At 57.1% G+C, this 25,272-nt stretch carries 23 protein-coding genes and 1 riboswitch; of the genes, 13 read left to right on the top strand and 10 right to left on the bottom strand.

Annotated elements, in window-relative coordinates:
* The first annotated feature begins 3 nt into the window (after nt 1-3).
* Entirely contained in the window at nt 4-1,434 is a 1,431-nt protein-coding gene (gene hldE / locus IM291_RS19075; RefSeq protein ID WP_003862540.1) for a bifunctional D-glycero-beta-D-manno-heptose-7-phosphate kinase/D-glycero-beta-D-manno-heptose 1-phosphate adenylyltransferase HldE, read from the top strand.
* A 64-nt stretch (nt 1,435-1,498) separates the two neighbouring features.
* Here hldE and ubiK read toward each other — a convergent pair whose 3' ends face one another.
* On the bottom strand, nt 1,499-1,795 hold the full coding sequence (gene ubiK, locus IM291_RS19070) for a ubiquinone biosynthesis accessory factor UbiK (protein WP_028014454.1): 297 nt from the start codon (nt 1,793-1,795) through the stop codon (nt 1,499-1,501).
* 121 nt (nt 1,796-1,916) lie between these two features.
* A riboswitch (FMN riboswitch) is annotated at nt 1,917-2,067 on the top strand.
* A 106-nt stretch (nt 2,068-2,173) separates the two neighbouring features.
* On the opposite strand from ubiK, the gene ribB reads away from it, so the two are divergent.
* The gene (gene ribB, locus IM291_RS19065; RefSeq protein ID WP_028017147.1) at nt 2,174-2,827 is read left to right on the top strand and encodes a 3,4-dihydroxy-2-butanone-4-phosphate synthase; all 654 of its coding nucleotides are present in this window, start codon (nt 2,174-2,176) and stop codon (nt 2,825-2,827) included.
* 44 nt (nt 2,828-2,871) lie between these two features.
* On the opposite strand, the gene IM291_RS19060 is transcribed toward ribB, so the two are convergent.
* The 5 genes from IM291_RS19060 to zupT all read right to left on the bottom strand — a co-directional run bounded on the left by IM291_RS19060 (nt 2,872) and on the right by zupT (nt 8,867).
* Nucleotides 2,872-3,933, bottom strand: a complete 1,062-nt coding sequence (locus tag IM291_RS19060; protein ID WP_063155327.1) for a fimbrial protein — start codon at nt 3,931-3,933, stop codon at nt 2,872-2,874.
* Nucleotides 3,917-4,678: a molecular chaperone gene (locus tag IM291_RS19055; protein WP_048959459.1), complete on the bottom strand. Its 762-nt coding sequence runs from the start codon at nt 4,676-4,678 to the stop codon at nt 3,917-3,919. Before IM291_RS19055 ends, IM291_RS19060 begins: the two co-directional genes overlap by 17 nt.
* A 9-nt stretch (nt 4,679-4,687) precedes the next feature.
* Nucleotides 4,688-7,126 (bottom strand): fimbria/pilus outer membrane usher protein, encoded by a 2,439-nt coding sequence (locus tag IM291_RS19050; protein WP_192987528.1) that lies wholly within the window; start codon nt 7,124-7,126, stop codon nt 4,688-4,690.
* A gap of 73 nt (nt 7,127-7,199) precedes the next feature.
* Nucleotides 7,200-7,760, bottom strand: a complete 561-nt coding sequence (locus IM291_RS19045; RefSeq protein WP_045261131.1) for a fimbrial protein — start codon at nt 7,758-7,760, stop codon at nt 7,200-7,202.
* A 333-nt stretch (nt 7,761-8,093) separates the two neighbouring features.
* Nucleotides 8,094-8,867 (bottom strand): zinc transporter ZupT, encoded by a 774-nt coding sequence (gene zupT, locus IM291_RS19040; RefSeq protein ID WP_028014448.1) that lies wholly within the window; start codon nt 8,865-8,867, stop codon nt 8,094-8,096.
* A 130-nt stretch (nt 8,868-8,997) separates the two neighbouring features.
* Between zupT and ygiD the strand changes: the two genes are divergently transcribed.
* Nucleotides 8,998-9,786: a 4,5-DOPA dioxygenase extradiol gene (ygiD, locus tag IM291_RS19035; RefSeq protein ID WP_048959959.1), complete on the top strand. Its 789-nt coding sequence runs from the start codon at nt 8,998-9,000 to the stop codon at nt 9,784-9,786.
* Nucleotides 9,787-9,823: 37 nt separating this feature from the next.
* Here the strand turns inward: ygiD and IM291_RS19030 are convergent, their stop codons facing one another.
* The 3 genes from IM291_RS19030 to tolC form a co-directional block, all read right to left on the bottom strand.
* A complete protein-coding gene (locus IM291_RS19030) occupies nt 9,824-10,984 on the bottom strand; it encodes a glutathionylspermidine synthase family protein (protein WP_047364600.1) in 1,161 nt (386 codons plus the stop codon).
* A gap of 2 nt (nt 10,985-10,986) precedes the next feature.
* Nucleotides 10,987-11,652, bottom strand: coding sequence for a DUF1190 family protein (locus IM291_RS19025; protein ID WP_049000611.1), 666 nt, complete (start codon nt 11,650-11,652; stop codon nt 10,987-10,989).
* Between the two features lie 161 nt (nt 11,653-11,813).
* Complete coding sequence (gene tolC / locus IM291_RS19020) at nt 11,814-13,292, bottom strand: outer membrane channel protein TolC (RefSeq protein ID WP_028014444.1); 1,479 nt, start codon at nt 13,290-13,292, stop codon at nt 11,814-11,816.
* Nucleotides 13,293-13,496: 204 nt separating this feature from the next.
* Here tolC and nudF point away from each other — a divergent pair, with 204 nt between their 5' ends.
* Genes nudF through parE form a run of 5 tightly spaced genes read left to right on the top strand, consistent with a single transcriptional unit; the run spans nt 13,497 to nt 17,905 of the window.
* Nucleotides 13,497-14,129, top strand: coding sequence for an ADP-ribose diphosphatase (gene nudF / locus IM291_RS19015; protein ID WP_028014443.1), 633 nt, complete (start codon nt 13,497-13,499; stop codon nt 14,127-14,129).
* Complete coding sequence (locus tag IM291_RS19010) at nt 14,126-14,548, top strand: DUF1249 family protein (RefSeq protein ID WP_003862516.1); 423 nt, start codon at nt 14,126-14,128, stop codon at nt 14,546-14,548. The genes nudF and IM291_RS19010 overlap by 4 nt, the downstream gene beginning before the upstream one ends.
* Before the next feature lie 27 nt (nt 14,549-14,575).
* On the top strand, nt 14,576-15,403 hold the full coding sequence (gene cpdA, locus IM291_RS19005; protein WP_028014441.1) for a 3',5'-cyclic-AMP phosphodiesterase: 828 nt from the start codon (nt 14,576-14,578) through the stop codon (nt 15,401-15,403).
* On the top strand, nt 15,403-15,984 hold the full coding sequence (gene yqiA, locus IM291_RS19000; protein WP_041908103.1) for an esterase YqiA: 582 nt from the start codon (nt 15,403-15,405) through the stop codon (nt 15,982-15,984). Before cpdA ends, yqiA begins: the two co-directional genes overlap by 1 nt.
* Nucleotides 15,985-16,012: 28 nt before the next feature.
* Nucleotides 16,013-17,905 (top strand): DNA topoisomerase IV subunit B, encoded by a 1,893-nt coding sequence (gene parE / locus IM291_RS18995; RefSeq protein ID WP_028014439.1) that lies wholly within the window; start codon nt 16,013-16,015, stop codon nt 17,903-17,905.
* 83 nt (nt 17,906-17,988) lie between these two features.
* Here the strand turns inward: parE and IM291_RS18990 are convergent, their stop codons facing one another.
* Nucleotides 17,989-20,127 carry a TonB-dependent siderophore receptor gene (locus tag IM291_RS18990; protein ID WP_047367385.1) on the bottom strand — a complete coding sequence of 713 codons (2,139 nt, stop codon included), beginning with the start codon at nt 20,125-20,127 and terminating at the stop codon, nt 17,989-17,991.
* A 384-nt stretch (nt 20,128-20,511) separates the two neighbouring features.
* Here IM291_RS18990 and IM291_RS18985 point away from each other — a divergent pair, with 384 nt between their 5' ends.
* From IM291_RS18985 to IM291_RS18965, 5 genes are read left to right on the top strand one after another with little or no spacing between them, the layout of a single operon-like run.
* Complete coding sequence (locus IM291_RS18985; protein WP_126817121.1) at nt 20,512-21,324, top strand: ABC transporter ATP-binding protein; 813 nt, start codon at nt 20,512-20,514, stop codon at nt 21,322-21,324.
* Nucleotides 21,321-22,304, top strand: coding sequence for an iron ABC transporter permease (locus tag IM291_RS18980; protein WP_192987498.1), 984 nt, complete (start codon nt 21,321-21,323; stop codon nt 22,302-22,304). The genes IM291_RS18985 and IM291_RS18980 overlap by 4 nt, the downstream gene beginning before the upstream one ends.
* Entirely contained in the window at nt 22,301-23,341 is a 1,041-nt protein-coding gene (locus tag IM291_RS18975) for an iron ABC transporter permease (protein WP_192971898.1), read from the top strand. Before IM291_RS18980 ends, IM291_RS18975 begins: the two co-directional genes overlap by 4 nt.
* 9 nt (nt 23,342-23,350) lie before the next feature.
* A complete protein-coding gene (locus tag IM291_RS18970; protein WP_192971897.1) occupies nt 23,351-24,301 on the top strand; it encodes an iron-siderophore ABC transporter substrate-binding protein in 951 nt (316 codons plus the stop codon).
* A complete protein-coding gene (locus IM291_RS18965; RefSeq protein ID WP_028014433.1) occupies nt 24,298-25,173 on the top strand; it encodes a MurR/RpiR family transcriptional regulator in 876 nt (291 codons plus the stop codon). Before IM291_RS18970 ends, IM291_RS18965 begins: the two co-directional genes overlap by 4 nt.
* Nucleotides 25,174-25,272: the final 99 nt, after the last annotated feature.

Raw genomic sequence — 25,272 nt, 5'->3', positions numbered from 1 at the left:
GGAATGAAAGTAACACTGCCAGAGTTTGAACGTGCTGGAGTAATGGTTGTCGGGGATGTGATGCTGGATCGCTACTGGTATGGGCCGACCAGCCGCATCTCTCCTGAAGCGCCGGTACCGGTGGTTAAGGTCGACACCATTGAAGAGCGTCCAGGTGGCGCGGCAAACGTGGCGATGAATATAGCCTCGCTGGGCGCGCACTCGCGTCTGGTGGGCCTGACCGGTATCGACGATGCGGCGCGTGCGCTGAGCAAGTCGCTGGCGGACGTGAACGTGAAGTGCGACTTCGTTTCTGTTCCGACACACCCAACCATCACCAAGCTGCGCGTGCTGTCGCGTAACCAGCAGCTGATCCGCCTCGATTTTGAAGAAGGGTTCGAAGGCGTTGATCCCGAGCCGCTGCACGAGCGCATTAACCAGGCGCTGGGCAACATCGGTGCGCTGGTGCTGTCTGACTACGCCAAAGGCGCGCTGGCGAGCGTGCAAACGATGATTCAGCTGGCGCGTAAAGCCAGCGTACCGGTGCTGATCGACCCGAAAGGCACCGATTTTGAGCGCTATCGCGGCGCAACCCTGCTGACGCCAAACCTTTCTGAGTTCGAAGCGGTGGCGGGCAAGTGCAAAACCGAGGAAGAACTGGTTGAGCGCGGCATGAAGATCATTGCTGACTTCGAGCTGTCCGCGCTGCTGGTCACCCGCTCCGAGCAGGGGATGACGCTGCTGCAGCCGGGCAAGGCGCCGCTGCATATGCCAACCCAGGCGCAGGAAGTGTACGACGTGACCGGTGCCGGTGATACGGTGATCGGCGTGCTGGCGGCAACGCTGGCGGCGGGTAACTCCCTGGAAGAGGCGTGCTACTTCGCGAACGCCGCGGCGGGCGTGGTCGTCGGTAAATTGGGTACTTCAACCGTTTCGCCAATCGAGCTGGAAAACGCGGTGCGCGGGCGTGCGGATACCGGTTTTGGCGTCATGACCGAAGACGAGCTGAAGGTGGCCGTTGCCGCCGCGCGCAAGCGCGGTGAAAAGGTGGTGATGACCAACGGCGTGTTCGACATCCTGCACGCGGGCCACGTGTCGTATCTGGCGAATGCGCGCAAGCTGGGCGATCGCCTCATTGTGGCAGTGAACAGCGATGCGTCGACCAAACGTCTGAAGGGCGAAACGCGCCCGGTGAACCCGCTCGAGCAACGTATGATTGTGCTTGGCGCGCTGGAAGCGGTGGACTGGGTGGTGTCGTTTGAAGAAGATACCCCGCAGCGCCTGATTGCCGGGATCCTGCCAGACCTGCTGGTGAAGGGCGGCGATTACAAGCCAGAGCAAATCGCAGGTAGCGAAGAGGTCTGGGCCAACGGCGGTGAGGTGATGGTGCTCAATTTTGAGGACGGGTGTTCAACCACCAACATCATCAAGAAGATCCAGAAAGACAGTCAGTAAAAAACGGGCCAGTTGGCCCGTTTTTTTTCACCCTCTCCCTGTGGGAGAGGGCATCAGGCCGCACTTACTCCTGATCGTCCACCGGTGGAATGGCCGGTGCCGGCTTCACTTCTTCCGGCGCATTGCGGTTTTCCAGCTCGCTCAGACGCTGTTCCAGCAGCGCCAGCTTCTCGCGGGTGCGCAGCAGAACCTGGGTCTGCACGTCAAACTCTTCGCGGCTGACTAAATCAAGGCGAACCAACTGCGCCTGCAGCGTCTGGCGGATTTTCTTCTCAACGTCATCACCAAATTCACGAATGCCCTTTGGCATGGACTCATGAACCTGACGCGCGATCTGCTCAATTTTTTTCGGGTCAATCATAATGGCTTCCCTTGATAAGTCGGTGTTGATGAACATTGTAGCGCGTCATGACCCAGGATAAAGCAGATTTGTTTGAAGTTTATGCATTGCCCAGGTTAATCAATAGCGTTATAGTTATCTCGCTTATTCTCAGGGCGGGGCGAAATTCCCCACCGGCGGTAAATCAGCTTAGCGCTGAAAGCCCGCGAGCGCTTTGGGTGAATTCTCAAAGGTCAGCAGATCCGGTGTAATTCCGGGGCCGACGGTTAGAGTCCGGATGGGAGAGAGTAACGATCCAGTCGGGCATGGGCCCGCTCACGTTATCTTTTTGCCGCTTATACGGCGCTCCTAAGACTGCCCTGATTCTGGTAACCATAATGTTAATGAGGTTTTTTTACCATGAATCAGACGCTACTTTCCTCTTTTGGCACTTCAACTCAACGTGTTGAACATGCACTGGATGCACTGCGCGAAGGCCGCGGTGTGATGGTGCTTGACGATGAAAACCGTGAAAACGAAGGCGACATGATTTTTGCCGCCGAAAACATGACCGTTGAACAGATGGCGCTGACCATCCGTCACGGCAGCGGCATCGTATGCCTGTGTATTACCGAAGATCGTCGTAAGCAGCTCGAGCTGCCGATGATGGTTGAGAACAACACCAGCGCCTTTGGTACCGGCTTTACCGTGACCATTGAAGCGGCGCATGGCGTGACTACCGGTGTATCGGCGGCTGACCGCCTGACCACCGTGCGTGCCGCCATTGCTGACGATGCGAAACCCTCCGATCTGCATCGTCCAGGCCACGTCTTCCCGCTGCGCGCGCAGGCGGGCGGCGTTTTGACCCGCGGTGGTCACACCGAAGCGACGATCGACCTGGTGACACTGGCGGGCTTTAAGCCTGCGGGCGTGCTGTGTGAACTGACCAACGATGACGGCACCATGGCCCGCGCGCCAGAGTGCATCACCTTTGCGCGTCTGCACAACATGCCGGTTGTCACAATTGAAGATCTGGTGGAGTACCGCCAGGCGCACGAGCGCAAGGCCAGCTGAGACAGCTGATGTGAAAAAGCCGGGGAAACCCGGCTTTTTTGTCGCTAGTGGTAGTTAATTTTAAACAGCACTACGGTTTCAAACGGTCCGGACTGGATCGCTTTTCCCTCATCCCACGACAGCTCTGCCGTGTACTTTTGCTCATACTGCAACGTACTCCCGGTGAAATCGGCATACTCCTGGTAGTGGTTGAAGGTAAACGGATCCGTTCCGTTCAGAATACGCAGTTTTAGCCCATTCCCAATCAATAGCGCCGTATCGTCAGCGCTCAGTTTTTCGTTCGTGTAGAATGACGAGTCCATTTTGAATCCATCAGAGCACTGCGCGTCCTGCACCTTGGTGGTTTTGACCGTAAATTCGCGAACGCGCGTTTTCTGGTTCACGATGTCGCGAGCGCTGAAGGTGCCAAAATCGATCTCCTGGTTTTCAGGGTAGATGCTGAAGGTTGCCCCGCAGTCCAGAACGGTAATGTTTTGCAAGCCGTTGATGTGATACTTCAGGTTTTTCGCGTCGGCCATCTGGTTGACCCCGCCTTTACCGTCAAACTGCACCACGATGTAATCGCCGAGGGAACTCACGTAGCCGTGAGGCGGAATCGCCTTAATTTTTACAAACAGGCGAAAGCGGGCAATAAACGTGCGTGTCGGATGAATGTCATCCGGGTTTCCTGAGCAGATCAGGTTTTCCCAGCCCATCTGCCGTATCTGATCCGGGGTATAGATGAGGATATTCTTGTTATCAAGACACTGGCGGGTGTCCACGCCATTCGGCTGGCCCGTGGCATCGTAATCCACCCCTTCGTAGGTTACGCCAAGCTCATAGTAAGGGTCCGTTGCGGCAGGATAAGGGTTAACCCAGGCGAATACGTCTTCCGGCTCAAAGCCGCCGTTGACGTTGTGATCGCAGGTGACCGGGATTTTAATGTCATCTGATTCCCAGATTTTCTGCCCCACCTGCGCGTTGCTGGGGATAGCAAAGGGCGAGATGGTTTTTGTCTCTTCAACCGGCCCGCCTGAAGTACCAAGATAGCAGTCCAGCGCCAGCGCTTCTCTTACGGGCAGAGCGGATATCAGCAGCAGGAACAGCAGATTAGCGAGCTTGCGCATCTTTATCGACCTTATGCTCGCTGAGTGTACATTTCGCCGTACCTGAACATTGCGCGTCGACCTTTTTCAGCGCACCGTAATCATCGATGTAGCCAATGCTGTAGTAGTTGCCGTGATAGTCACCGGTAGAGGTTGTCGCCGTCGCAAACGGGGCGATCATCAGGCTGTCAAAACCGGGCAGCATGGTTTTCGCATTTTTGCTCAGCCACGCCAGCGTGATGTAATAAGGCGTAGGGTTATGCACGGTGAGCCCTTTCGCGTTTGCGGTGACTTCCATACGCATTTCTGCCTGATCGCCTGCCTTTTTGGCGATCGCTTTGGGACGCCAGAACAGTTTGATCCTGCTCTGCATCGCGACCTGCATGACGCTGCGTTCCTCGCTCGCGCTGGAACTTTTCGGCGGCACCTCGCGCAGGTTGAAATAAAACAGCGATTCCCGGTCTTTCGGCAACCGGGCGGTCGCAGCCTGCTTCACAATCCGGACCTGAGACGAGGCGCCCGCTTCAAGACGTTGAATCGGCGGAAGCGCCATAAAATGGCTGTCCTCCTTGCGTCCGTTTTCATCTTCTATCCAGGAGAGCGCCAGATAAGGCAACGTTTTGCTCTGGTTATCAATCTTGAGGCTGCTGGCCTTATCGCTTTCCGGAAACACAATGCGGGTGCGGTCCAGGTTAACGGCGGCGTGGGTGGTAAATGCGGTGCCGATTAACATCAGGCACAGGCTAGTGAATGAGGTCAGTTTCATCATGGTTTCTTACTGGCATGGCAGTATCAACTGCATACTGTTTTCAAGGTGTGAAGGCAGCGAGAAGCGACACTGCTGATTGTCACCCCACGTTACCCGGAATTGTTGTTCAGGCTCGACTGCTCCCAGCCAGACGTGGCCTTCGTCGGCGACCATGCCGATTTGCTGGTCACTTTCCAGCAGGTGAACAATCGCGCCCAGCGGCGGAGTGCCGGCTGGCGTACGGATAATGCCGGCAATATCGTTGCCAGCGCGCGTGGCAATCTGGCGGTAGCCAATCGCCCCCTCGGTCCAGGTGGTGGTCGTGATGCGGTTGTCCACATCGACGCCGTCAGGCAGGTTATCCAGATTGACCTGTACGCTGGCGGGAGAGTAACTGGAAACCGACGGTAAAACGCCGATACCAAAGCGGTTGGTTTCATCCCGCGACATGTTCAGCGGAATGTTGCCGACGCCGTCGGTGCTGACCATTACGCGCGGTTCGTTTCCGTAGCTGCGACGGTGCAGCGCCGCACCTTTGGCCGTTGAGGTAAACGAGCCATTCCAGCTGGCGCTCAGGGAGTTATATTCATCAGCTTTATAACTTCCGGAGATATTCAGATCGCCAAACGGTGAATAGTGCTGATAGTTGCCGCTCATCTGTGCGCCCGCGTCCGCGTGTTCACTCTCCGTCCCCGCAGAGACGCCCCAGGTATTATTGCGATCGGACGTGTCGTACCAGGAGACATTTTGGCTCAGGCTATCGCTGTTGTGCAGATCGTAACTGAGGCGATGATCCGGATCGATCGGTACGCTCAGGGACAGGTAAAACTGCGTATCGTCGTCTTCATCTTCGTAATGCGTCTTGCTCCAGGAGAGGGTGACGCCGAGGTTTTTCCAGCGCCCCAGATCAAAGTTATAGCCTGCGGTAATGCTTCCGGTCGTGGACGGGGCTTCGTTCCACCAGGTCTGACGCAGTACGTTGACGTAGAGGTTGAGCGATAACGAGCTGATGTACTGGCTGGCGGTTACGCTCAGCGTCTGCTTTTCTGTCTGACGATCGTTGTCGTCATAATCAAGGAAGCGGGCATAGCTCAGGAATTTCCGATCGGAGTAGCGGTAGCTGGCAAGCGTAAGCTGGCTGCCGGTGGTATCGAAACGCTTACTGTAGTTAAAACGGTAGCTGTAACCCGTCTGGCTATCCTGGAAGGGGAGCTGGCTGGTGGCCTGCGTGACGTCAAAAGAGAGGGCACCCAGATGCGCCATATTTTGCCCGACCCCGGCGGCAATGGAACGGTAATGATCCCCGTCGGCAAGCGTCCCGCCATAGAGCGAGGTGTTTGACAGCATTCCCCATGAGAATTCACCGCTCATAAAACCGGTGTCTTCGACATCGTGAGAGGCGTCTTTACGCGCTTTACCCGCCGCCAGCTTGTAGCGAACCTGCCCTTTACGCGTTAAAAAAGGCACCGATTCCGCCGAGACCTGGAAGGTGCTGACGCGCCCGTCTTCCTCCGTCACTTTTACGTCCAGCGTCCCCTGAACGGACTGGTTAAGATCCTGAATAACAAAGGGGCCAGGCGGAACTTTACTTTGATAAATTACGCGATCGGACAGGCTGACGGTGACGGTCGCGTTGGTTTGCGCGATACCGGTAATTTGTGGCGCATAGCCACGCAGCGACCAGGGGAGCATGCGCTCATCGCTGATCAGGGAGGCGCCGGTATAGGTAAAAGCGTCAAAGATTGAGGACTGGAAGTCCGTTTCACCCAGCGTCAGCTTAGCACCAAGCGAAGGAAGAGGGCGGAACATGTAGACGCGCGAAAAGCGTCCGTCATGATCCGAACCTGCATCGGTATGCGTTTGGCTGTACTGATAATCACTGCGCAGGCGCCATGCGCCCATATTCGCGCCCGCCGTGCCATAGGTGTTGGCGTTGTTGGTGCTGCTGCCGTCGCTGGGCTGATAGTGGCTGGCGAACAGGTTGTAATCCAGAATCACGCCCGGTACGCCATTGTCCCACGTTGCGGGTGGCATCCAGTCGGCGGCGCGGTACTGCAACCATGCCTGGGGTACGGTGACCTTCAGCGTCTGGGTCGCTTGTTCAAAATTAAAGGTGATATCCGGTCTGGAGGAAAAGTCGACGCATCCCTCTTTTTCGGGTAAGGCGTCGCGGACTTCCTCTTTCAGGGCAAACGTATCCGCCAGTTCAGGAGGAATACACAACTGTACCGTATTATTTACCTCTTTCCAGCTAAGCTGCCAGCCGTTAGCCAGCGGTGTGTCGTTAATTGATACGGTAACAAAATAGCTGCCAGGGGTAACCGCTATTTCATTTTTAAAAAGGGAGAGGTCAACGCTGCTCCGCTGGTCTTTATCAATGGCATTGATATTAAACTCGGTGGCAGAGGCAATCTTCGTCATTAACAGGGACGCAATGATGATTTTAGATTGTAATTTATATGTCATCATCCTGTTACCAAAGTAATATCACATACCGGCTGGCAAATAATGCCAGCCGGTTTTATCGTGATGCATTGCCTTATTTGTACATCAGCACATAGTTGGCAGTCGCTTCAACCTGACCCGCTGTGGCAGTTTTACCCTGAGCAACTTCCATTAATGCTTTGAAGTGCAGAGTCTGAGTGGTGGAACCCGCCAGCAGATCGACCGTTTGAGCCGAACCCAGGGTGATGTTGGCTTCGTTGTTGTCCAGCAGACGAACACCGACGTTCTGAGCACCGCTTGCATAGGTGTTGCTCATCAGGCTGGTGTCAGTAGCGTCAGTTGCTGCGCTGGTGAAGGTCACGTCAACTTTGGTCACTGGCGTATCCGTTTCGTCCGCCGGATCGTCAAGCTGGCAGTTCTCCAGATTGATATCAACCGGAACAGCGGTAGACTTTTTGTTAGCGTTGATCACGGCAGTGGTAACTTCACCCAGGTCCACTTCTTTATCAACGCTGTCTGGTGCAATGCTGCACGGTGCATCAATGACCACGCCTTTGAATTTGATTTTGCCGGAACCCTGGTCATCAGCAAAAGCAGAACCCGAAACGATGGCAGCCATCGCAACCGCTAACAATACTTTTTTACCCATATACATGAAAATATCCTTTTTCAATTGAATTCATAATCTGAATATTAATTTTCAGAATACTCGCAAAGTATAACGGGTTGAGGGCGGCTTTTACGATTAATGAGGCTTAAAGATATTTTTAGAAGAGGTTAATATATAATTTATTACTATCGTAACCGATTAATATTTCATGCAGCAGCGGTTTTTTAAGCGCAATTTAATTGGGAAATATTGCGCTTAAAAATATCCATAAAAACTCTTGATTTTCCAATTGTAAATACAGAGCCGCAGACAGTGTAAAATGCAACGGCTGCGCTGGGGCGCATCAAAGAATTGCCCTCATCGATGAGGGCATCCGTGTCAGCCTATACCTGCCGTTTGCAGCAGAACCAGGCTTAGCCCCATCACCGACATGCCGCACAGCACGCCGTAGCTGGGATTGTTATTGGGATCGATCTCTTTCGCCAGCGGCATCAGCTCATCGACAGAGAGCGCAACCATAATCCCGGCCACGGCAGCCATAATCGCCGCCATCACGACAGGGGAGACGAGGCTTCCAAGGATCAGCCACGCCAGCACGCCGCCGAGAATTTCGGCCATCCCGGAAATCCCCGCCCAGAAGACGGCAGTACGTTTTGAACCCGTTGCGGCATAAACCGGCCCGGCCACGGCAAGTCCTTCAGGAATATTGTGTAAGGCTACCGCCAGCGCGACACCAAATCCCATTTCCAGATTGCTGCTGGCCGTGACATACGTGGCGACACCTTCCGGGAAGTTGTGCAGGCTGATACCCAGCGTCAGCAGGATCGCCGTGCGCTTGATGTTGCCGGGGATTGGAGTAACGCTTTTTTGCATCAAATCCTGAGGGTGGGCGTGGGGCAGCATACGGTCGAGCGCAAAATAGCCCAGCAGGCCGACGATGAACATGCCGTAGCCCAGAACCGGAGACATTCCCTCGGTGTGAAGCGCTGCTGGCAGCATCTCCATCAGCGAGATAAGCAGCATGATCCCAGCGGCGAAGCCCAGCGAGAACGCCAGAAGACGATTAGACGGTTTTTGCCCGAGCACGCCGAGGAACGCACCGATAAAGGTCGCGGCACCCGCAAGCACGGTCAAAATTAAGGGTACTGACATGCACTCTCCTTAAGCAATATCTTACGTTCAAATTTCCTGATGATGATCTTCACGGTTATCTGCGTTTATCTTCACCTGAATGCGCGTAATGTAGAACCATCAAATTGACACCTTCTCTAAGGATACCATCATGTCTTCTTCTCGTATGCCTGCACTGTTTTTAGGCCACGGCAGCCCAATGAACGTTCTGGAAGACAACGTCTATACCCGCGCCTGGCGTCATCTGGGGGAGACATTACCGCGTCCGAAGGCGATTGTGGTGGTGTCTGCGCACTGGTTTACCCGTGGTACCGGCGTGACGGCCATGGAAGCGCCTAAAACCATTCATGATTTCGGCGGCTTCCCGCAGGCGCTGTATGATACGCATTATCCGGCTCCCGGCTCGCCTGCGCTGGCACAGCGGCTGGTAGAGTTGCTCGCACCTGTTCCAGTGGCGCTGGATAAAGAAGCCTGGGGCTTTGACCACGGCTCGTGGGGTGTACTGATTAAGATGTACCCTGATGCAGATATTCCGATGGTGCAGTTAAGTATCGACAGCACTAAACCGGCGGCCTGGCATCTGGAAATGGGCCGCAAACTGGCGACCCTGCGTGATGAGGGCATCATGCTGGTGGCAAGCGGCAACGTGGTGCATAACCTGCGTACGGCGCGCTGGCACGGTGAGAACACGCCATACCCGTGGGCGAGCGCTTTTAACGCCTACGTCAAAGCGAACCTGACCTGGCAAGGCCCGGTTGAGAAGCATCCGTTAGTGAACTATCTGGATCACGAAGGCGGTTCGCTCTCTAACCCGACGCCGGAACACTTCCTGCCGCTGCTGTATGTGTTAGGTGCATGGGACGGTCAGGAGCCGGTTACCATTCCGGTTGACGGCATTGAGATGGGCAGTTTGAGTATGCTGTCGGTGCAGGTGGGGTAAAAACATGCCCGGTAAGCGTAGCGCCACCGGGCAAGTTTTATTCAACAAAAATATGCGGATAGAACCGTGACAGATCCTGCGTAATCAACGCGCGATCTTCGCGAATACCAATCCCGGCAGGTTGATCGTTAATAAGCCAGCTACCGATCAGCGTATAGCTGTCGCCAAACTTCGGCAGTTGATAAAACTCCTGGACGATCATCCCTTCTTCACCGTACGGCCCTTCAACCGCTTCCAGCGTTTTACCGTTTTCGATAATGGAGACGTTCGCGCCTTCGCGGGAAAAGATAGGCTTAACGACGTATTTCTCCATCGGCGGGAACTCATCTTCGGCAAAGTAAGCTGGCAACAGGTTAGGGTGGTTCGGGAACATCTCCCACAGCATCGGCAGCAGGGCTTTGTTGGAGATAATGCTCTTCCACGCCGGTTCCAGCCAGCGCACGCCCGCGTCTTCCAGCTTGGTGGAGAACATTTCACGCAGCATGTATTCCCACGGATAGAGCTTGAACAGGTTGCTGATCACCTGATCCTGCATATCCGTAAACTGACCTTTTTCCCCCAGGCCGATATCCTCGATATAGAGGAATTCAGTCGCCACTTCCGCTTCGGCCGCGCAGTCCTGCAGATACTGAACCGTGCCCCTGTCTTCTTCCGTGTCGCGACAGCAGGCAAGATGCAGCAGATTGAAGCCAAACTGCTCCCGCAGTTCGGCGAAACGCTCAATCAGCTTTTCCTGCAGGCTGTTGAACTGGTCGCTACCTTCCGGCAGGTTTCCGGCGTTCATCTGATCTTCCAGCCAAATCCACTGGAAGAATGCCGCTTCGTAAAGAGAGGTCGGCGTATCCGCGTTGTTTTCTAAAAGCTTCGGCTCACCCACGCCATCCCACGCCAGATCGAGGCGAGAGTAAAGCGAAGGCTGATTCGTTTTCCACGACTGACGGACGAAACTCCAGGTGTGCTTCGGAATACGGAATTTAGTCATCAGCTCGTCGCTGTCGATGACTTTATCCACCACCTTCAGGCACATCTGGTGCAGCTCGGCCGTCACCTCTTCCAGTTTTTCCACCTGGTCGAGCGTCAGTTTGTAGTAAGCATCTTCACACCAGTACGGCTCGCCGTACATGGTGTGGAAGTTAAAACCGTATTCAGTAGCTTTTTCGCGCCAGTCCGGGCGCTCGGTAATACCGACTCGTTCCATGATCAGCCGCCCATTGAGCGAGTGGAAGTGCCTGTTGCACTACGCTGCATGCTGGTCTGTTTCGCCACAGACTCACCGAACCCACCGCGGGTGATGGTGCTGGTGGTCGCAGGCTTCGGCGCCATCGCGGTTTTCGGGACGGTCACGGTGCGGCCCGGGGTCGCTGCGCCATAGCCTTTGCCGCTGGCATCGGTATATTGACCATAAGCCGGGCTGGCCGGGTTTTTCGAGCTAAACAGCGGTTGCTGCTGATAGCCCGCACCGCCGCCCATCAGGCGGCCCATCATGTAGCCTGCCATTAATGGCATCCAGAAGCTGCCGCTGGACTGCGCCTGCGCCTGATTTTCCGGCGCAGTACCTGCCTGAGCTGGCGTCTGCTGACACTGTCCTTCACCAAATTCCGCCACGCAGTCTTCGCGTGAGGCGTATTTCGGCGCGGTGCGTTCCGCTTCTTTCAGGGCGTTGGTGTAGGCGGTTTTACATTCTGCTGTCTGGCCGGTTGCGGCGGAGCAATCGTCCGCGTTTTGATACAGCGAAACCGTTTCGTCGTTTTTCTCACAGCCTGCCAGCATAAAGACCGCGGTTACTGCCAGCGCAACAGGGGTGAGATGGCGTGCGTTCCAGCTTTTGCGGAACGACGCGTGGTTAATCGTTTTTGTCCGTTTCATGTTTGTCTTCCAGGACCCAGTGGTAATAACGCTCAGGATAGTGGATGAGTGGTTGAAAATGAAGCGAAGAGGGGCGGAATCAGGGGGATCTTTACGTTGGCTTACGTTCGGGTGTGATTCAGCTGCGCCCTCTCCCGGTGAGAGAGGGCGTGATAACACTCTTAGTTACGGAACGGGTTAGAACCGCTGCTTGCAGGTGCCGTGCTACGCGCGGCCGCTGGCTGTGCGGCAGGGGCGCTGCCGTTAGCGTTGAAGTTATCAACGGCGGCAACCTGCTCCGGGTTCTCCGGCGCAACGCTGTCCGGCGAGGTAGAGACCGGTTTGCCCAGCGCGCTGTTCAGCATCTGCAGGTCTTGCTCGTTCAGCGTACCCAGAGCCTGCTTGATGTTCAGCTGGTTAATCAGGTACTGGTAACGTGCGCTGGAGAGCTGCTGTTTCGCGTTGTAGAGCGTGGTGGTCGCGTCGAGCACGTCAACGATGGTGCGGGTACCAACGGAGTAACCGGCTTCCATCGCGTCCAGTGAGCTCTGTGCAGACACAACGGCCTGTTTATAGGCGTTGATGCTACTGATAGACGCGTTCACGTTGTTGAAGGACGAACGCACGGTCTGCACCACGTTGCGGTGCGCGCTTTCCAGCTGCTCGCTCGCGCCAACAAAGTTGTACTGCGCCTGTTTCACCTGAGAGTTTACCTGACCGCCCTGGTACAGCGGCAGAGAGAAGCTCAGGCCCACTTTGTTCTGACCCATATTGCTGTCGTCATACTGGGCAGAATTGGTTTTAGAGCCGCTGTAGGTCGTGTCAGAAACGCCGGTGGACGCGCTCAGGCTCAGGGTTGGCAGATGGCCGTCCTGCGCCTGACGAATTTGCTCGCGGGCCAGGTCCTGGCTCAGACGCGCCTGCAGCAACGTCAGGTTGCGGTTTTCCGCCTCTTTCAGCAGGGCGTTAACGGCCTGCGGCTTATCCGTTTTGAAGCTGTCGACGTTCAGGGAAGCCAGCTCAGGATAGTAATTCCCGGTGACCTGGCGCAGGGATTCCAGCGCGTTGTCGAGGTTGTTACGCGCGGTCACTTCGTTGGCCAGCACGGTGTCGTACTGTGAACGGGCGTTCTGCACGTCGGTGATCGCCACCAGACCCACGTTGAAGCGCTGGGTGGTTTGATCCAACTGGCGGTAGATCGCCTGTTTCTGCGCTTCGGTGTAGGAGAGCGCGTCAATGGCGCTCAGCACGTTGAAGTACGCGGTGGCAGTATTCAGGATCAGCGTTTGCTGGTCGGTCTGATAGGTCACATCCTGGATGCCCGCGCTCTTTTCCTGCAGGGTCAGGGCGCGCCATTTGGACATATCAAACAGCGTCTGTGTTAATTGCAGTGAGGCGCTGGTAGCATTGGAGTTAACGCCGTTAGCGTCGCGGAAACCGTTGCTGTAGGTATAATCTGCACCTAAACCTAACTGCGGCAGCAGTGGGCTACGCGCTTCGTTAATCTTTTCAAACGCAGCATCACGATCGGCCGCTGATTTACGTAAATCAGGGTTGCCCAGACGTGCCTGCTGGTAGACCTGTAACAGGTTTTCCGCCTGGCTCATTGCACTGAAGCCCGTCAGGCTCAGGCCGATAAGGATGGGGAGCAATTTCTTCATTTGCATTCCTTGTTGTGAAGCAGTATTAGCGCTGATCTAATTAAAAAATAATTGCCGATTCTAACAGAATCATCCACACCAAAAGGTTGGCGTTACGTGCCATCTGGCGGTAATTTGCACCAATCTACCATATAGCCTTACAAACGGCAGCCAAACAGCCTTGAAATTCATAATTTCATCACCATTGCTACCAGGACTCGACTCATGCAAAAACCAGAAAAGTTGCCCGTGACATTCGCCAAAAACGATGTAGAAATTATTGCACGAGAAACGCTTTATAGCGGTTTTTTTTCGATGGATCTTTACCGTTTCAGGCATCGCCTGTTCAACGGTGAAATGAGCGGCGAAATCAGACGTGAAATTTTTGAGCGCGGGCATGCGGCTGTCTTGCTACCCTTTGACCCAGTGCGTGACGAAGTCGTGCTGGTGGAGCAGATCCGCATTGCCGCGTATGACACCAGTGAAAGCCCGTGGCTGCTGGAGATGGTGGCAGGGATGATCGAAGAGGGCGAGTCGGTTGAAGACGTCGCCCGTCGCGAGGCGCTGGAAGAGGCCGGGCTGGTGGTAGGCCGCACAAAACCAGTGTTGAGCTATCTGGCGAGTCCGGGTGGCACCAGCGAACGCTTATCCATTATGGTGGGCGAAGTGGACGCCACGACCGCAGAAGGTATTCACGGTCTGGCTGATGAAAACGAAGATATTCGGGTTCATGTGGTGAGCCGGGAACAGGCTTATCAGTGGGTAGAAGAGGGGAAAATCGACAACGCAGCGTCTGTCATCGCCCTGCAATGGCTGCAGCTGCATTATCAGACATTACGAAACGAGTGGAAAAAATGAAGCGCTATACGCCTGACTTCCCAGAAATGATGCGCCTGTGCGAAACCAATTTCGCACAGCTGCGCCGCCTGCTGCCGAGAAACGACGCACCCGGCGAAACGGTAAGCTATCAGGTGAGCAACGCGCAGTATCGGTTAACGATAACAGAATCAACGCGCTACACTACGCTGGTGGAAATAGAACAAACAGCGCCCAGCATCAGCTACTGGAGCCTGCCGTCAATGACGGTGCGTCTCTATCATGACGCGATGGTCGCTGAAGTGTGTTCAAGTCAGCAGATCTTTCGCTTCAAGGCGCGGTATGATTATCCGAATAAAAAGTTGCATCAACGCGACGAAAAGCATCAAATTAACCAGTTTTTAGCCGACTGGCTAAGATATTGTTTAGCACATGGAGCAATGGCGATTCCGGTTTGTTAGCGTCATAAACCTACCTAAGGACACCATTTGGAAAGCCTGTTGAACCTGACTGTTGCTGGTGGGGCGCCAGTCAGGATATTACAAATCACCGATACCCACCTTTTTGCCGAAAAGCATGAAACTTTGCTGGGGGTTAATACCTGGGAGAGTTATCAGGCGGTACTGAGCGCCATTCACGCTGAACATCGCGACTGCGACCTGATTGTCGCAACGGGCGATCTGGCGCAGGACCAGTCCTCCGCGGCCTACCAGCATTTTGCTGAAGGCATCGCGAGCTTTAGCGTGCCTTGCGTCTGGCTGCCCGGAAACCACGATTTCCAGCCCGCAATGTACAGCTCCCTTCAGGATGCGGGGATTTCTCCGGCGAAGTGCGTATTTGCGGGTGAACAGTGGCAGATCCTGCTGCTGGACAGCCAGGTATTTGGCGTCCCGCACGGTGAATTAAGCGAGTTTCAACTCGACTGGCTGGAGACCAAACTGGCTGCCGAACCTGAACGTCATACGCTGCTGTTGCTCCATCATCATCCGCTGCCGGCGGGCTGCAGCTGGCTGGATCAGCACAGCCTGCGTAACTCCGCGGCGCTGGATAGCGTGCTGGCGAAATACCCGCGCGTGAAACACCTGCTGTGCGGACACATCCATCAGGAACAGGATCTCGACTGGAACGGACGCCGCATGCTGGCGACGCCGTCAACCTGTGTGCAGTTTAAGCCGCACTGCGCCAACTTTACGCTGGATACCATCGCGCCAGGCTGGCGCTGGCTGGAACTGCATGCCGACGGCACGCTGACCACGGAAGTCTGCCGTCTGGCAGGCGCAGAGTTCCGCCCGGATACCGCTTCAGAAGGCTACTGATGTCTACGCTCCTTTATCTGCACGGATTCAACAGCTCGCCGCGCTCCGCAAAAGCGACGCAGTTTCGCCAGTGGCTGAGCGAGCATCACCCCCACGTTGAGATGATTATCCCGCAGCTGCCGCCGTACCCGGCGGAGGCGGCGGAAATGCTCGAATCGATCGTGCTTGAACACGGCGGTGAATCCTTTGGCGTAGTCGGCTCATCGCTGGGCGGGTACTATGCCACCTGGCTCTCACAATGCTTTATGCTGCCCGCCGTTGTGGTTAATCCGGCGGTACGGCCATTTGAGCTGCTGAGGGACTTTCTTGGCGAAAACGAGAACCCCTACACCGGGCAGCAATATGTGCTAGAGTCACGCCATATTTACGATCTCAAAGTTATGCAGGTCGACCCGCTTGAAGCGCCGGATCTCATCTGGCTGCTGCAGCAGACGGGTGATGAAGTGCTGGATTACCGCCAGGCAGTGGCGTATTACGCCTCCTGCCGCCAGACTATAGAAGAGGGCGGAAACCATGCTTTCACGGGCTTTGAGGATCATTTCACCCAGATTGTCGATTTTCTTGGACTGCACAGCCACTGACAATCAATGCGAATTGCTAGTTTAAATCATGACGCAAACCTATAACGCTGATGCCATTGAGGTACTCACCGGGCTTGAGCCGGTTCGCCGCCGCCCGGGGATGTATACCGATACGACGCGCCCGAACCATCTGGGCCAGGAAGTTATTGATAACAGTGTGGACGAAGCGCTGGCGGGCCATGCCAAACGCGTTGACGTCATCCTGCACGCCGATCAGTCGCTGGAGGTCATCGACGACGGTCGCGGCATGCCGGTGGACATCCACCCGGAAGAGGGCGTGCCTGCCGTTGAGCTGATTCTCTGCCGACTGCACGCGGGCGGTAAGTTCTCCAACAAGAACTATCAGTTCTCCGGTGGTCTGCACGGCGTGGGGATTTCCGTGGTGAACGCCCTGTCCAAACGCGTGGAAGTGAACGTCCGTCGCGACGGTCAGGTCTACAACATCGCGTTTGAAAACGGCGAGAAGGTGCAGGATCTGCAGGTTGTCGGCACGTGCGCTAAACGCAACACCGGCACGAGCGTCCACTTCTGGCCTGACGAAAGCTTCTTCGACAGCCCGCGTTTTTCCGTTTCTCGCCTGACGCATCTGCTGAAAGCCAAAGCGGTACTGTGCCCGGGCGTGGAAATTACCTTTAAAGATCACGTCAACAACACCGAGCAGACCTGGTGCTATGCCGATGGCCTGAACGACTACCTGTGCGAAGCGGTAAACGGCCTGCCGACGCTGCCGGAAAAACCGTTTGTCGGTAACTTTAGCGGTGATACCGAAGCGGTGGACTGGGCGTTGCTGTGGCTGCCGGAAGGCGGCGAGCTGCTGACCGAAAGCTACGTCAACCTGATCCCAACCATGCTCGGCGGTACCCACGTCAACGGCCTGCGTCAGGGACTGCTGGACGCGATGCGTGAGTTCTGCGAATACCGCAACATTCTGCCGCGCGGCGTGAAGCTCTCGGCGGAAGATATCTGGGACCGCTGCGCCTACGTGCTCTCCGTGAAGATGCAGGATCCGCAGTTTGCCGGTCAGACCAAAGAACGTCTGTCATCGCGCCAGTGCGCGGCGTTCGTCTCCGGCGTGGTGAAAGATGCGTTTACCCTGTGGCTGAACCAGAACGTTCAGGCGGCTGAGATGCTGGCTGAAATGGCCATCTCCAGCGCCCAGCGTCGTCTGCGTGCCGCGAAGAAAGTGGTGCGTAAAAAGCTGACCAGCGGCCCTGCGCTGCCGGGCAAGCTGGCGGACTGCACCGCGCAGGATCTCAACCGCACCGAGCTGTTCCTCGTGGAAGGGGATTCGGCGGGTGGGTCGGCCAAACAGGCGCGCGATCGTGAATATCAGGCGATCATGCCACTCAAGGGTAAGATCCTGAACACCTGGGAAGTCTCTTCAGACGAAGTGCTGGCCTCGCAGGAAGTGCACGACATCTCCGTTGCGATCGGCATCGATCCGGACAGCGAGGATCTGAGCCAGCTGCGCTACGGCAAGATCTGCATTCTCGCGGATGCGGACTCCGATGGTCTGCACATCGCCACGCTGCTGTGCGCGCTGTTTGTGAAGCACTTCCGCACGCTGGTGAAAAACGGTCACGTTCACGTGGCGCTGCCGCCGCTCTACCGTATCGACCTCGGCAAAGAGGTTTACTACGCGCTGACGGAAGAAGAGAAGGCGGGCGTGCTGGAGCAGCTTAAGCGTAAGAAGGGCAAACCAAATGTGCAGCGCTTTAAAGGGCTGGGCGAAATGAACCCGATGCAGCTGCGCGAAACGACGCTGGATCCGAACACGCGCCGCCTGGTGCAGCTGACGATCAGCGACGAAGACGAACAGCAAACCAACGCCGTGATGGATATGCTCCTCGCCAAGAAACGTTCGGAAGACCGACGTAACTGGCTGCAGGAGAAAGGGGATATGGCGGATATTGAGGCCTGATGCCCTCACCCTAACCCTCTCCCACAGGGAGAGGGAATGGATCGTAGGCCCGGTAAGCATTAGCGCCACCGGGCTTTTTTACATCAAAACTCCATCTTCACCGTAAACTGCACTTCGCGCGGGTCGCCAATCTGGTTGCCCAGGTTGTTGGTCGCAATCGACGACGTGTAGTAGGTCTTATCAAACAGGTTCTTCACGTTCACCTGCAGCGTCACCGGATACTGCAGCTTCATCTTATACGCCGCAAACGCATCCGCCACGAAATAGCCCGGCAGATAATAATCCGCACCGTTGGTCGCCGAGCGGCGGCTTACGCCGTGCCCGCCGCCGCCGAGCGTCAGGGTATTCCCGGCAAACGCATTATGAATGTCGTACGTCAGGAACAGGGAGCCGGTATGGCGCGGCACATTCGGCAGCGGTTTGCCCGCGTAGTCCGGGTCCTCCAGTACCTTCGCGTCGGTATAGCCGTAGCTGGCGATAATATTGGTGTTCTCGGTCAGCGAGCCTGCGAGATCCACCTCCACGCCCTGAGAGCGCACGCGGCCCGCGGTTTTGGCGATGGTTTCGCCCCCGATGCTTTCGGTATACAGCACGTTGCGCTTGTGAATATCAAACAGCGCGATATTGGCGGTTATGCCGTCGAACAGATCGAACTTTGCCCCTACTTCGTACGCGTTTGAGGTTTCCGGCGGCAGGTCGCCAATGTAGCTCGCAATGGACGACTGCGGCATAAACGTCTGCGAATAGTTGGCAAACAGCGAGACTGCTGGCGTCAGTTTGTAAACCAGCCCCAGCTTCGGCGTCCACTGCTCGTCGCGGCTATCGGTATTGACGTTAAAGGGACGACCTTTGCCCGCGTACTGGGTGTAATACTGGTAGCGCAGCCCGGCGACGGCGATCCATTTATCCGTCAGGTACAGGGCATCCTGGGCGTAGGCCGAGTAGCTCTCCTGCTTGAGCGTCTGGTCGCTGTCAGCGGCGGAGACGGTTGTACACTCGTCGAGTTTGCCGTAAACCGGATTATAGATATTGAAACCTTTGACGTTCTTACAGCGCATCATGTCCGTGCGCAGCAGATCGTAATTTTCATACGACACGCCGGTGAGGATCTCATTATAAAAGCCCGCGATATCCACGTTGCCCTGCAGATCCGCACGGGTGCTGTGCATGCGCTGGGTTGAGCCCTGGGTTGCATCCACCCGGCGGGTCAGGGTGCCGGTTTTTGAATCGTAGGCCATTACGCGGGCCTGGTTGTCGCTGTATTTATCCTGGCTGTAGCTGTAGTCGAACTTCGCGGTCCACTGGCTGTTGAGGCGGTATTCCGCGTTAAGCTGAGCGAGATCGGACTGCCCGTCAGTCACGTTGAAGGGCTCGTCAAAGCGGGTTTTGCGATCGACGTCGACGGCCTTTTTAGTGTTGAGATCGAAGATCGTTCCGCGATCGAACGGCGTCTTATAGTCGCGATGCGAATAGAGCACGGTCACGGTGGCATCGTCGCCGAACCAGGTGAGCGACGGGGCGATAAAGGTGCTGCGTTCGTTGCCGAAGTTGCGCCAGTAATCCTCGTCCTGATACTCGCCCGTGAGGCGATACGCCAGGCGCGTGCCCTCAATCGGACCAGTGACATCGACCTGTCCGGTGCCGCCGCCAAAGCTGGAAGAGGTGGCAGAAATCGAGCCACCGAAGATTTTCTCCGGGCGCTTCGTGACGACGTTAATCAGGCCGCCCGGATCGAGAATGCCGTACAGCGTTGAGGCCGGGCCTTTCAGCACTTCCACGCGTTCGGTTGCGGCGTTAAAGCTGCGCGGCAGCACGGTGCGCAGGCCGTTGGTCATGATCGAGCCGTCGCGGTTTGCGCCAAACCCGCGGCGCACGAAGGCATCCTGCGTACCGCCCAGGGTGTTGGTCTGCACCACGTTGCTGACGTTATAGAGCGCTTCATCGAGCGTGGTGGCGTGCTGATCCGCCAGCACCTTATCGCTGACGGTATTCACCACCTGCGGGATATCCAGCATCGGCATGTTGGTCAGCGTGGCGGTGGAGGTATTCAGCGGCTGGTAGCCGTTGGTGGCCTCCGCCGTAGCATTTGGATCGGCGGTGACGGTAAGCGTTTCGCCGTCTTTAGCCGTGGTGTCTGCTGCCTGCGACAGCGGCGCCATAAACAGCAGTGAAAAGAGCGCGCGCCCTTTTATCCCAGAGAGTGAAGGTGTGAACGTAGCCATTACAACTGTTATCCCAAAATATCCGTGAAGGTGCTTTACGGAAGAACCTGTGAGTCATTGCCCTTTATGGTCTGCCCGTTAGCCAGAACTGGCATCGAACATGTAATTGAGAATCATTCAATCATGCGGAAATGTAGTAGTAAATGAAAAAAGCCAAAAATCGACTACATCTCTGAAACGCAACGGAAAAGCGCAGTGGTAGCCTGTTAATTAATTGAAAATTAAGTCTTTATTGTTTTACCGACCAGTGTAGTAGCACACCGTTATCCCTGGTTTTTTCAGGGTGTTTCTTCCCTTGACTACTACATTGCGCGGCCTCAAACTCTCAAAAGAGAATGATTTTTATTTATATTTGTTTCCCTTTTTTATTACGTTGGCATGCACGTGGCTCACAACACGACAAAACCGGGTCTGGTTCTGGAGAATCTTTCTGCCGGTTATCAGAAAAAAATCATCGTTGATGATATTTCCCTTGCGGTCCCCCAGCAGAAAATCACCGTTCTGGTGGGGGCGAACGGCTGCGGAAAATCCACGCTGCTGAGTACCATCGCGCGTTTGCTTCAGCCGCTTGGCGGCGCGGCGGTTCTCGACGGCAAGGCGATCCACGCGCAGCCGACGAAAGCCGTCGCCCGCCAGCTTGGCATCCTGCCGCAGTCTCCGCTGCTGCCGGAAGGGTTAACCGTCTTTGAGCTGGTCTCGCGCGGGCGTTTTCCCTGGCAGAACGTTATGCGCCAGTGGAGCGACGAGGATGAGCAGGCGGTGGAGGAGGCCCTGCGCCTGACCGGCACGGCCGAGTTTGCCCACATGCCCGTCGAAAGCCTGTCCGGCGGCCAGCGTCAGCGCTGCTGGATCGCCATGGCGCTGGCGCAGCAAACGCCCTATATCCTGCTGGATGAACCCACCACGTTCCTCGATCTCCGGTATCAGGTGGAGATCCTCGAACTGCTGCATACGCTGACGCGCGAGCACGGACGTACCGTGGTGGTGGTGCTGCACGATCTCAACTTCGCCGTGAGCTACGGCGATTCGCTGGTCTTTTTACGCCAGGGAAAAGTCGAGGGCGTACTGCATGAAGGGGACGCCTGCACGCCGGAGCTGATTAAAGCGGTGTTTGATGTCGACGTGCATATGTCCATCAATCCGCTGACCGGTAAACCGTTCTTTATGCCGTTTCGCCAGGTCGCAAAACAGCCATGATGCGCACCTCTCTGGCTTTCCTGATGTTCGCCGTGCTGCTGGCAACGGGTGCGATTGCCCATCTGGGGATCGGTGCCCGCTTTATCGCCCCGCAAACGGTGGTGGAGGCCATCCTCCACTTCGATCCGCGCAATTTCGACCATAACATCATCATCAAGCTCAGACTGCTGCGCCTCTGCGCCGCGATGGTGGCGGGGGCCGCGCTCGGCGTGGCGGGCGTGCTGCTGCAATCCACGATCCGCAACCCGCTCGGCGAACCGCATATTCTGGGGCTCAACGCCGGGGCGGCGCTCGCGGTGGTGCTGACGAGCGCGCTGGGGATGACGCTGCCGTTTGGGCGCCCGCTGATTGCCGCCGCCGGAGCCGCGGCGCTGTTTCTGCTGGTGCTCACGTTCTCCTCGTCCGGACGCACCGGGCTTACACCGATGAAGGTCACGCTGTGCGGCGTGGCGATGTCGGCGTTTGCCTCGTCGATTACCGCCACGGTGCTCATCCTCGATGAACAGACGCTGCTCGCCATGCGCACCTGGCTGGCGGGGGATTTAGCGGGGGTCAGCGGTGAAACGATTGCCGCCGCCCTGTGGGTGGCTGGCGTGGGCTTTGCGCTGGCGCTCTGGCTGTCGCCCTCGCTCAACATGCTGGCGCTGGGCGACAGAATGGCGCAGGGGCTTGGCGTATCGCTGCTGAAAACCCGGCTGCTTGCCCTGATGGCCATCGCGCTGCTCTGCGGTGCGGCGGTCTCCTTCGCCGGGCCGATCGGCTTTATTGGGCTCGTGGTGCCTCAGCTCGTTCGCCGTCTGGTGTCGGTCGATCTGCGCGTGATGGTGCCGCTGTCCGCCCTGTGCGGGGCGCTGGTTCTGCTGCTGGCGGATATCGCTGCCCGCACGCTGTTTTCGCCCTGGGAGCTGGCAACCGGCATTATGACCGCGCTGGTTGGCGCCCTGGTCTTTATCTTCATGGCCTCGAGGATGTTTAAATGAACCGCGCCGGACTGCGTGCGCTACGCGTTGGCACCTTCTCGGCGCTGGTCCGCCCAAAGACGCTGGTATGTCTGGTCATCCTGACGCTGGCCGCCTGCCTGCTGACGGGGTTTGGCCTGACGCACGGCTCTCTGCCCATCCCCACTTCCGCCATCGGGCGCGCGCTGTTTTATCCAGAAACCCTGACGTCAGAGACGCGCTACATCGTGATGGATATCCGCCTGCCGCGCCTGCTGATGGCGGCGCTGTGCGGTGGGATGCTCGGCATGGCGGGGGCAGCAATGCAGTCCATTACCCGCAATGGCCTGGCCGATCCGGGGCTTATCGGGGTGAAAGAGGGCTGTAGCGCGGCGGTACTGCTGCTGATATTTCAGTTCCCGGCGCTGGGCCTGGCCTGGCGGCCGCTGGTTGGCATGGCCGGGGGGCTGCTCACCGCGCTGCTGGTGGTGGCCCTGGCGCGCGATATCTCACGTCCGCGATTCATCCTGATCGGCATCGGCGTGTCGTGGGTCTTTGCCGCCGCAATGGGCGTCTTTATGACCACGGCGGACGTGCGCGACGTGCAGACGGCGATGCTATGGCTGGCGGGCAGCCTCCACGCGGCAAACTGGACGCTGGTCTGCATTGCCGCAGCCTGGGCGCTTCCGGCGTTTGCGCTGCTGCTGGTTACCGCCCGCGCTGCGGACGTGGCGCTGCTTGGTAACCACACCGCAGCGGGCCTTGGCGTGCGCACAAACCGGCTGGCGCTTCTAAGGGTTCTCGCCCCGGTAGTGCTGACGGCGGCCTGCGTCTCCTGCGTGGGCAGCATTGGTTTTGTCGGGCTGATTGCGCCGCACATGGCGCGCCTGCTGCTCCGCGGCGGGCAAACGGCGCTCCTGACGGGTAGCGCCGTGCTGGGGGCGCTGCTTGTGCTACTGGCGGATAACGTCGGGCGGCTGGCATTCCTCCCGCTGCAGCTGCCGGCGGGAATTGTGATTTCACTGATTGGCGGACCGTTTTTCCTGCTGCTGCTCTGGCAGCGTCGGGACAGATTTTAGGGGATTAACATGCGCATACTGTTTTCATTGCTGTTGCTGGTGGGGTTTGCGGCGAGCGCGACCGAGCCGACGCAGATGTTTACTGACGATCTGAACCGTAAGGTGGCGGTGCCGGTGCATCCGAAACGGATCGTCTCGCTACACGACCTGGACATTACTATTCCGCTGATTGAGCTTGGCGTGCCGCCGGTGGCGAGCCATGGCCGCACCCGGCCGGACGGCAGCCATTTTCTGCGCTCCAGCGGCATGTTGACCGGCGTCGACTTCGATAATTCCGACATCAAGTTTATCGGCACTGCGGATATCGACATTGAAGCCATCGCCGCCGCAAAGCCTGACCTGATCATTACCGAGCCGACGCGAAATACCCCGGTGGAACAGCTGGAGAAAATTGCCCCGACGGTGAGTATCGATCATCTCGACGGCGGCGCACCGGAGATCTACCGCAAGCTGGCGCAGCTGACGGGCACGCAGGCGCGGCTCAAGATTCTGGAGCGGCGCTATCAGGAGCAAATTAAGGCGCTGAAAGCGACTATTGATACCCGCAAAGTGAGCGTGTCGGTGATTCAGGCCAATCAGGGGAAAATCAACGCCATGCACAGCTATCACTCGCTGGGCCGCGTGCTGCGTGATGCCGGGTTTACCTTCCCGCCGCTGATTGAGTCCATCCCGGAAGGGGGACGCATTGACGTCAGTGCCGAGCGGCTGCCGGAGCTGGATGCGGATTTCGTTTTCGCCACCTGGCGCGGGGATACGGGCGGCAAACCGCAGGATGAACTGGCGGCGATGGATGCGGTGATGCCGGGCTGGTGTCAGTTCCTGAATGCCTGTCGCACCGGACATTACGTGCTGATCTCGCGTGAAGAGGCCATCTCGAACTCGTTCGCCTCGTTAGGGCTGATGGCCGCGCAGGTCCAGTCGCAGATTGCCGGACGTCCGCTGCCGGAGGCGTCACGATGAGCCGTAAAGTTGATCTCTTCGGCGACCGCCTCCGCTCCCGGTCGCACCAGCTCACGCCGCGCCTGCTGCAGGTGGCGCGCTATATCAATGAAAATCGTGAAGCGGTGATGGAGCAGACGGCAATGGAGATCGCGACGCTGCTGAAAACGTCGGACGCTACCGTCGTTCGCGCCATCCAGGCGCTGGGTTTCGCCGGGCTGCGCGATCTCAAGCAGACGCTGGAGCAGTGGTTTGGCCCGGTTGTGACCTCCAGCGAAAAGATCTCCACCACGGTGAATACGCTGACCAGCGACGTCAATGCGAGCATTGATTTCGTGCTGGAAGGGCATCAGCACACCTGTGAGGTGTTGTCTGAACCCCACAACCGCTTCGCGATGGCGCAGGCGGTCTCGCTGCTGGCGCAGGCGAGGCAGGTTGCCATATTTGGGATTGGCGCGTCCGGGATTTTGGCCGACTACACCGCCAGGCTGTTCAGCCGGATGGGGCTACCCGCCACGCCGCTTAACCGCACCGGAATAGGGCTGGCCGAGCAGCTGATAGGTCTCCAGCGCGGGGATGTGCTGATCATGATGGCGCAAAAATCCGCGCATCGGGAAGGACAGACCACGCTGCGCGAAGCGAAACGGCTGGGGATCCCCACCATTTTGCTCACCAATGCCACCGACTCCCGATTCAGCAAAGAGGCCAGCGTGGTGATCCACGTTCCGCGCGGCGGCGAGAAGGGCAAAATCCCGCTCCACGGCACGGTGCTGCTGTGCCTGGAGATGATTGTTTTATCCGTCGCCTCCACCGAGCCGCAGCGCACCATCAAGTCGATGAAGCGCATCAACGAGCTTCACCGTGGGCTAAAGCCGGGCAAGAAAAGCAGTTGATTGTCTCCCTCTTCCCGCGGGATGTACGGTCCGGGGACATAGTGAACACTTGTTCGGGGACATGGTAGACACTTACAACTGAGGCATAAGAACCCGTTT

It is taken from the genome of Enterobacter cloacae complex sp. P27C (assembly GCF_014895705.1).
GTDB lineage: Bacteria > Pseudomonadota > Gammaproteobacteria > Enterobacterales > Enterobacteriaceae > Enterobacter > Enterobacter bugandensis.
The sequence above is the reverse complement of the archived record's forward strand: the minus strand, read 5'-3'. Positions and strand labels throughout refer to the sequence as shown.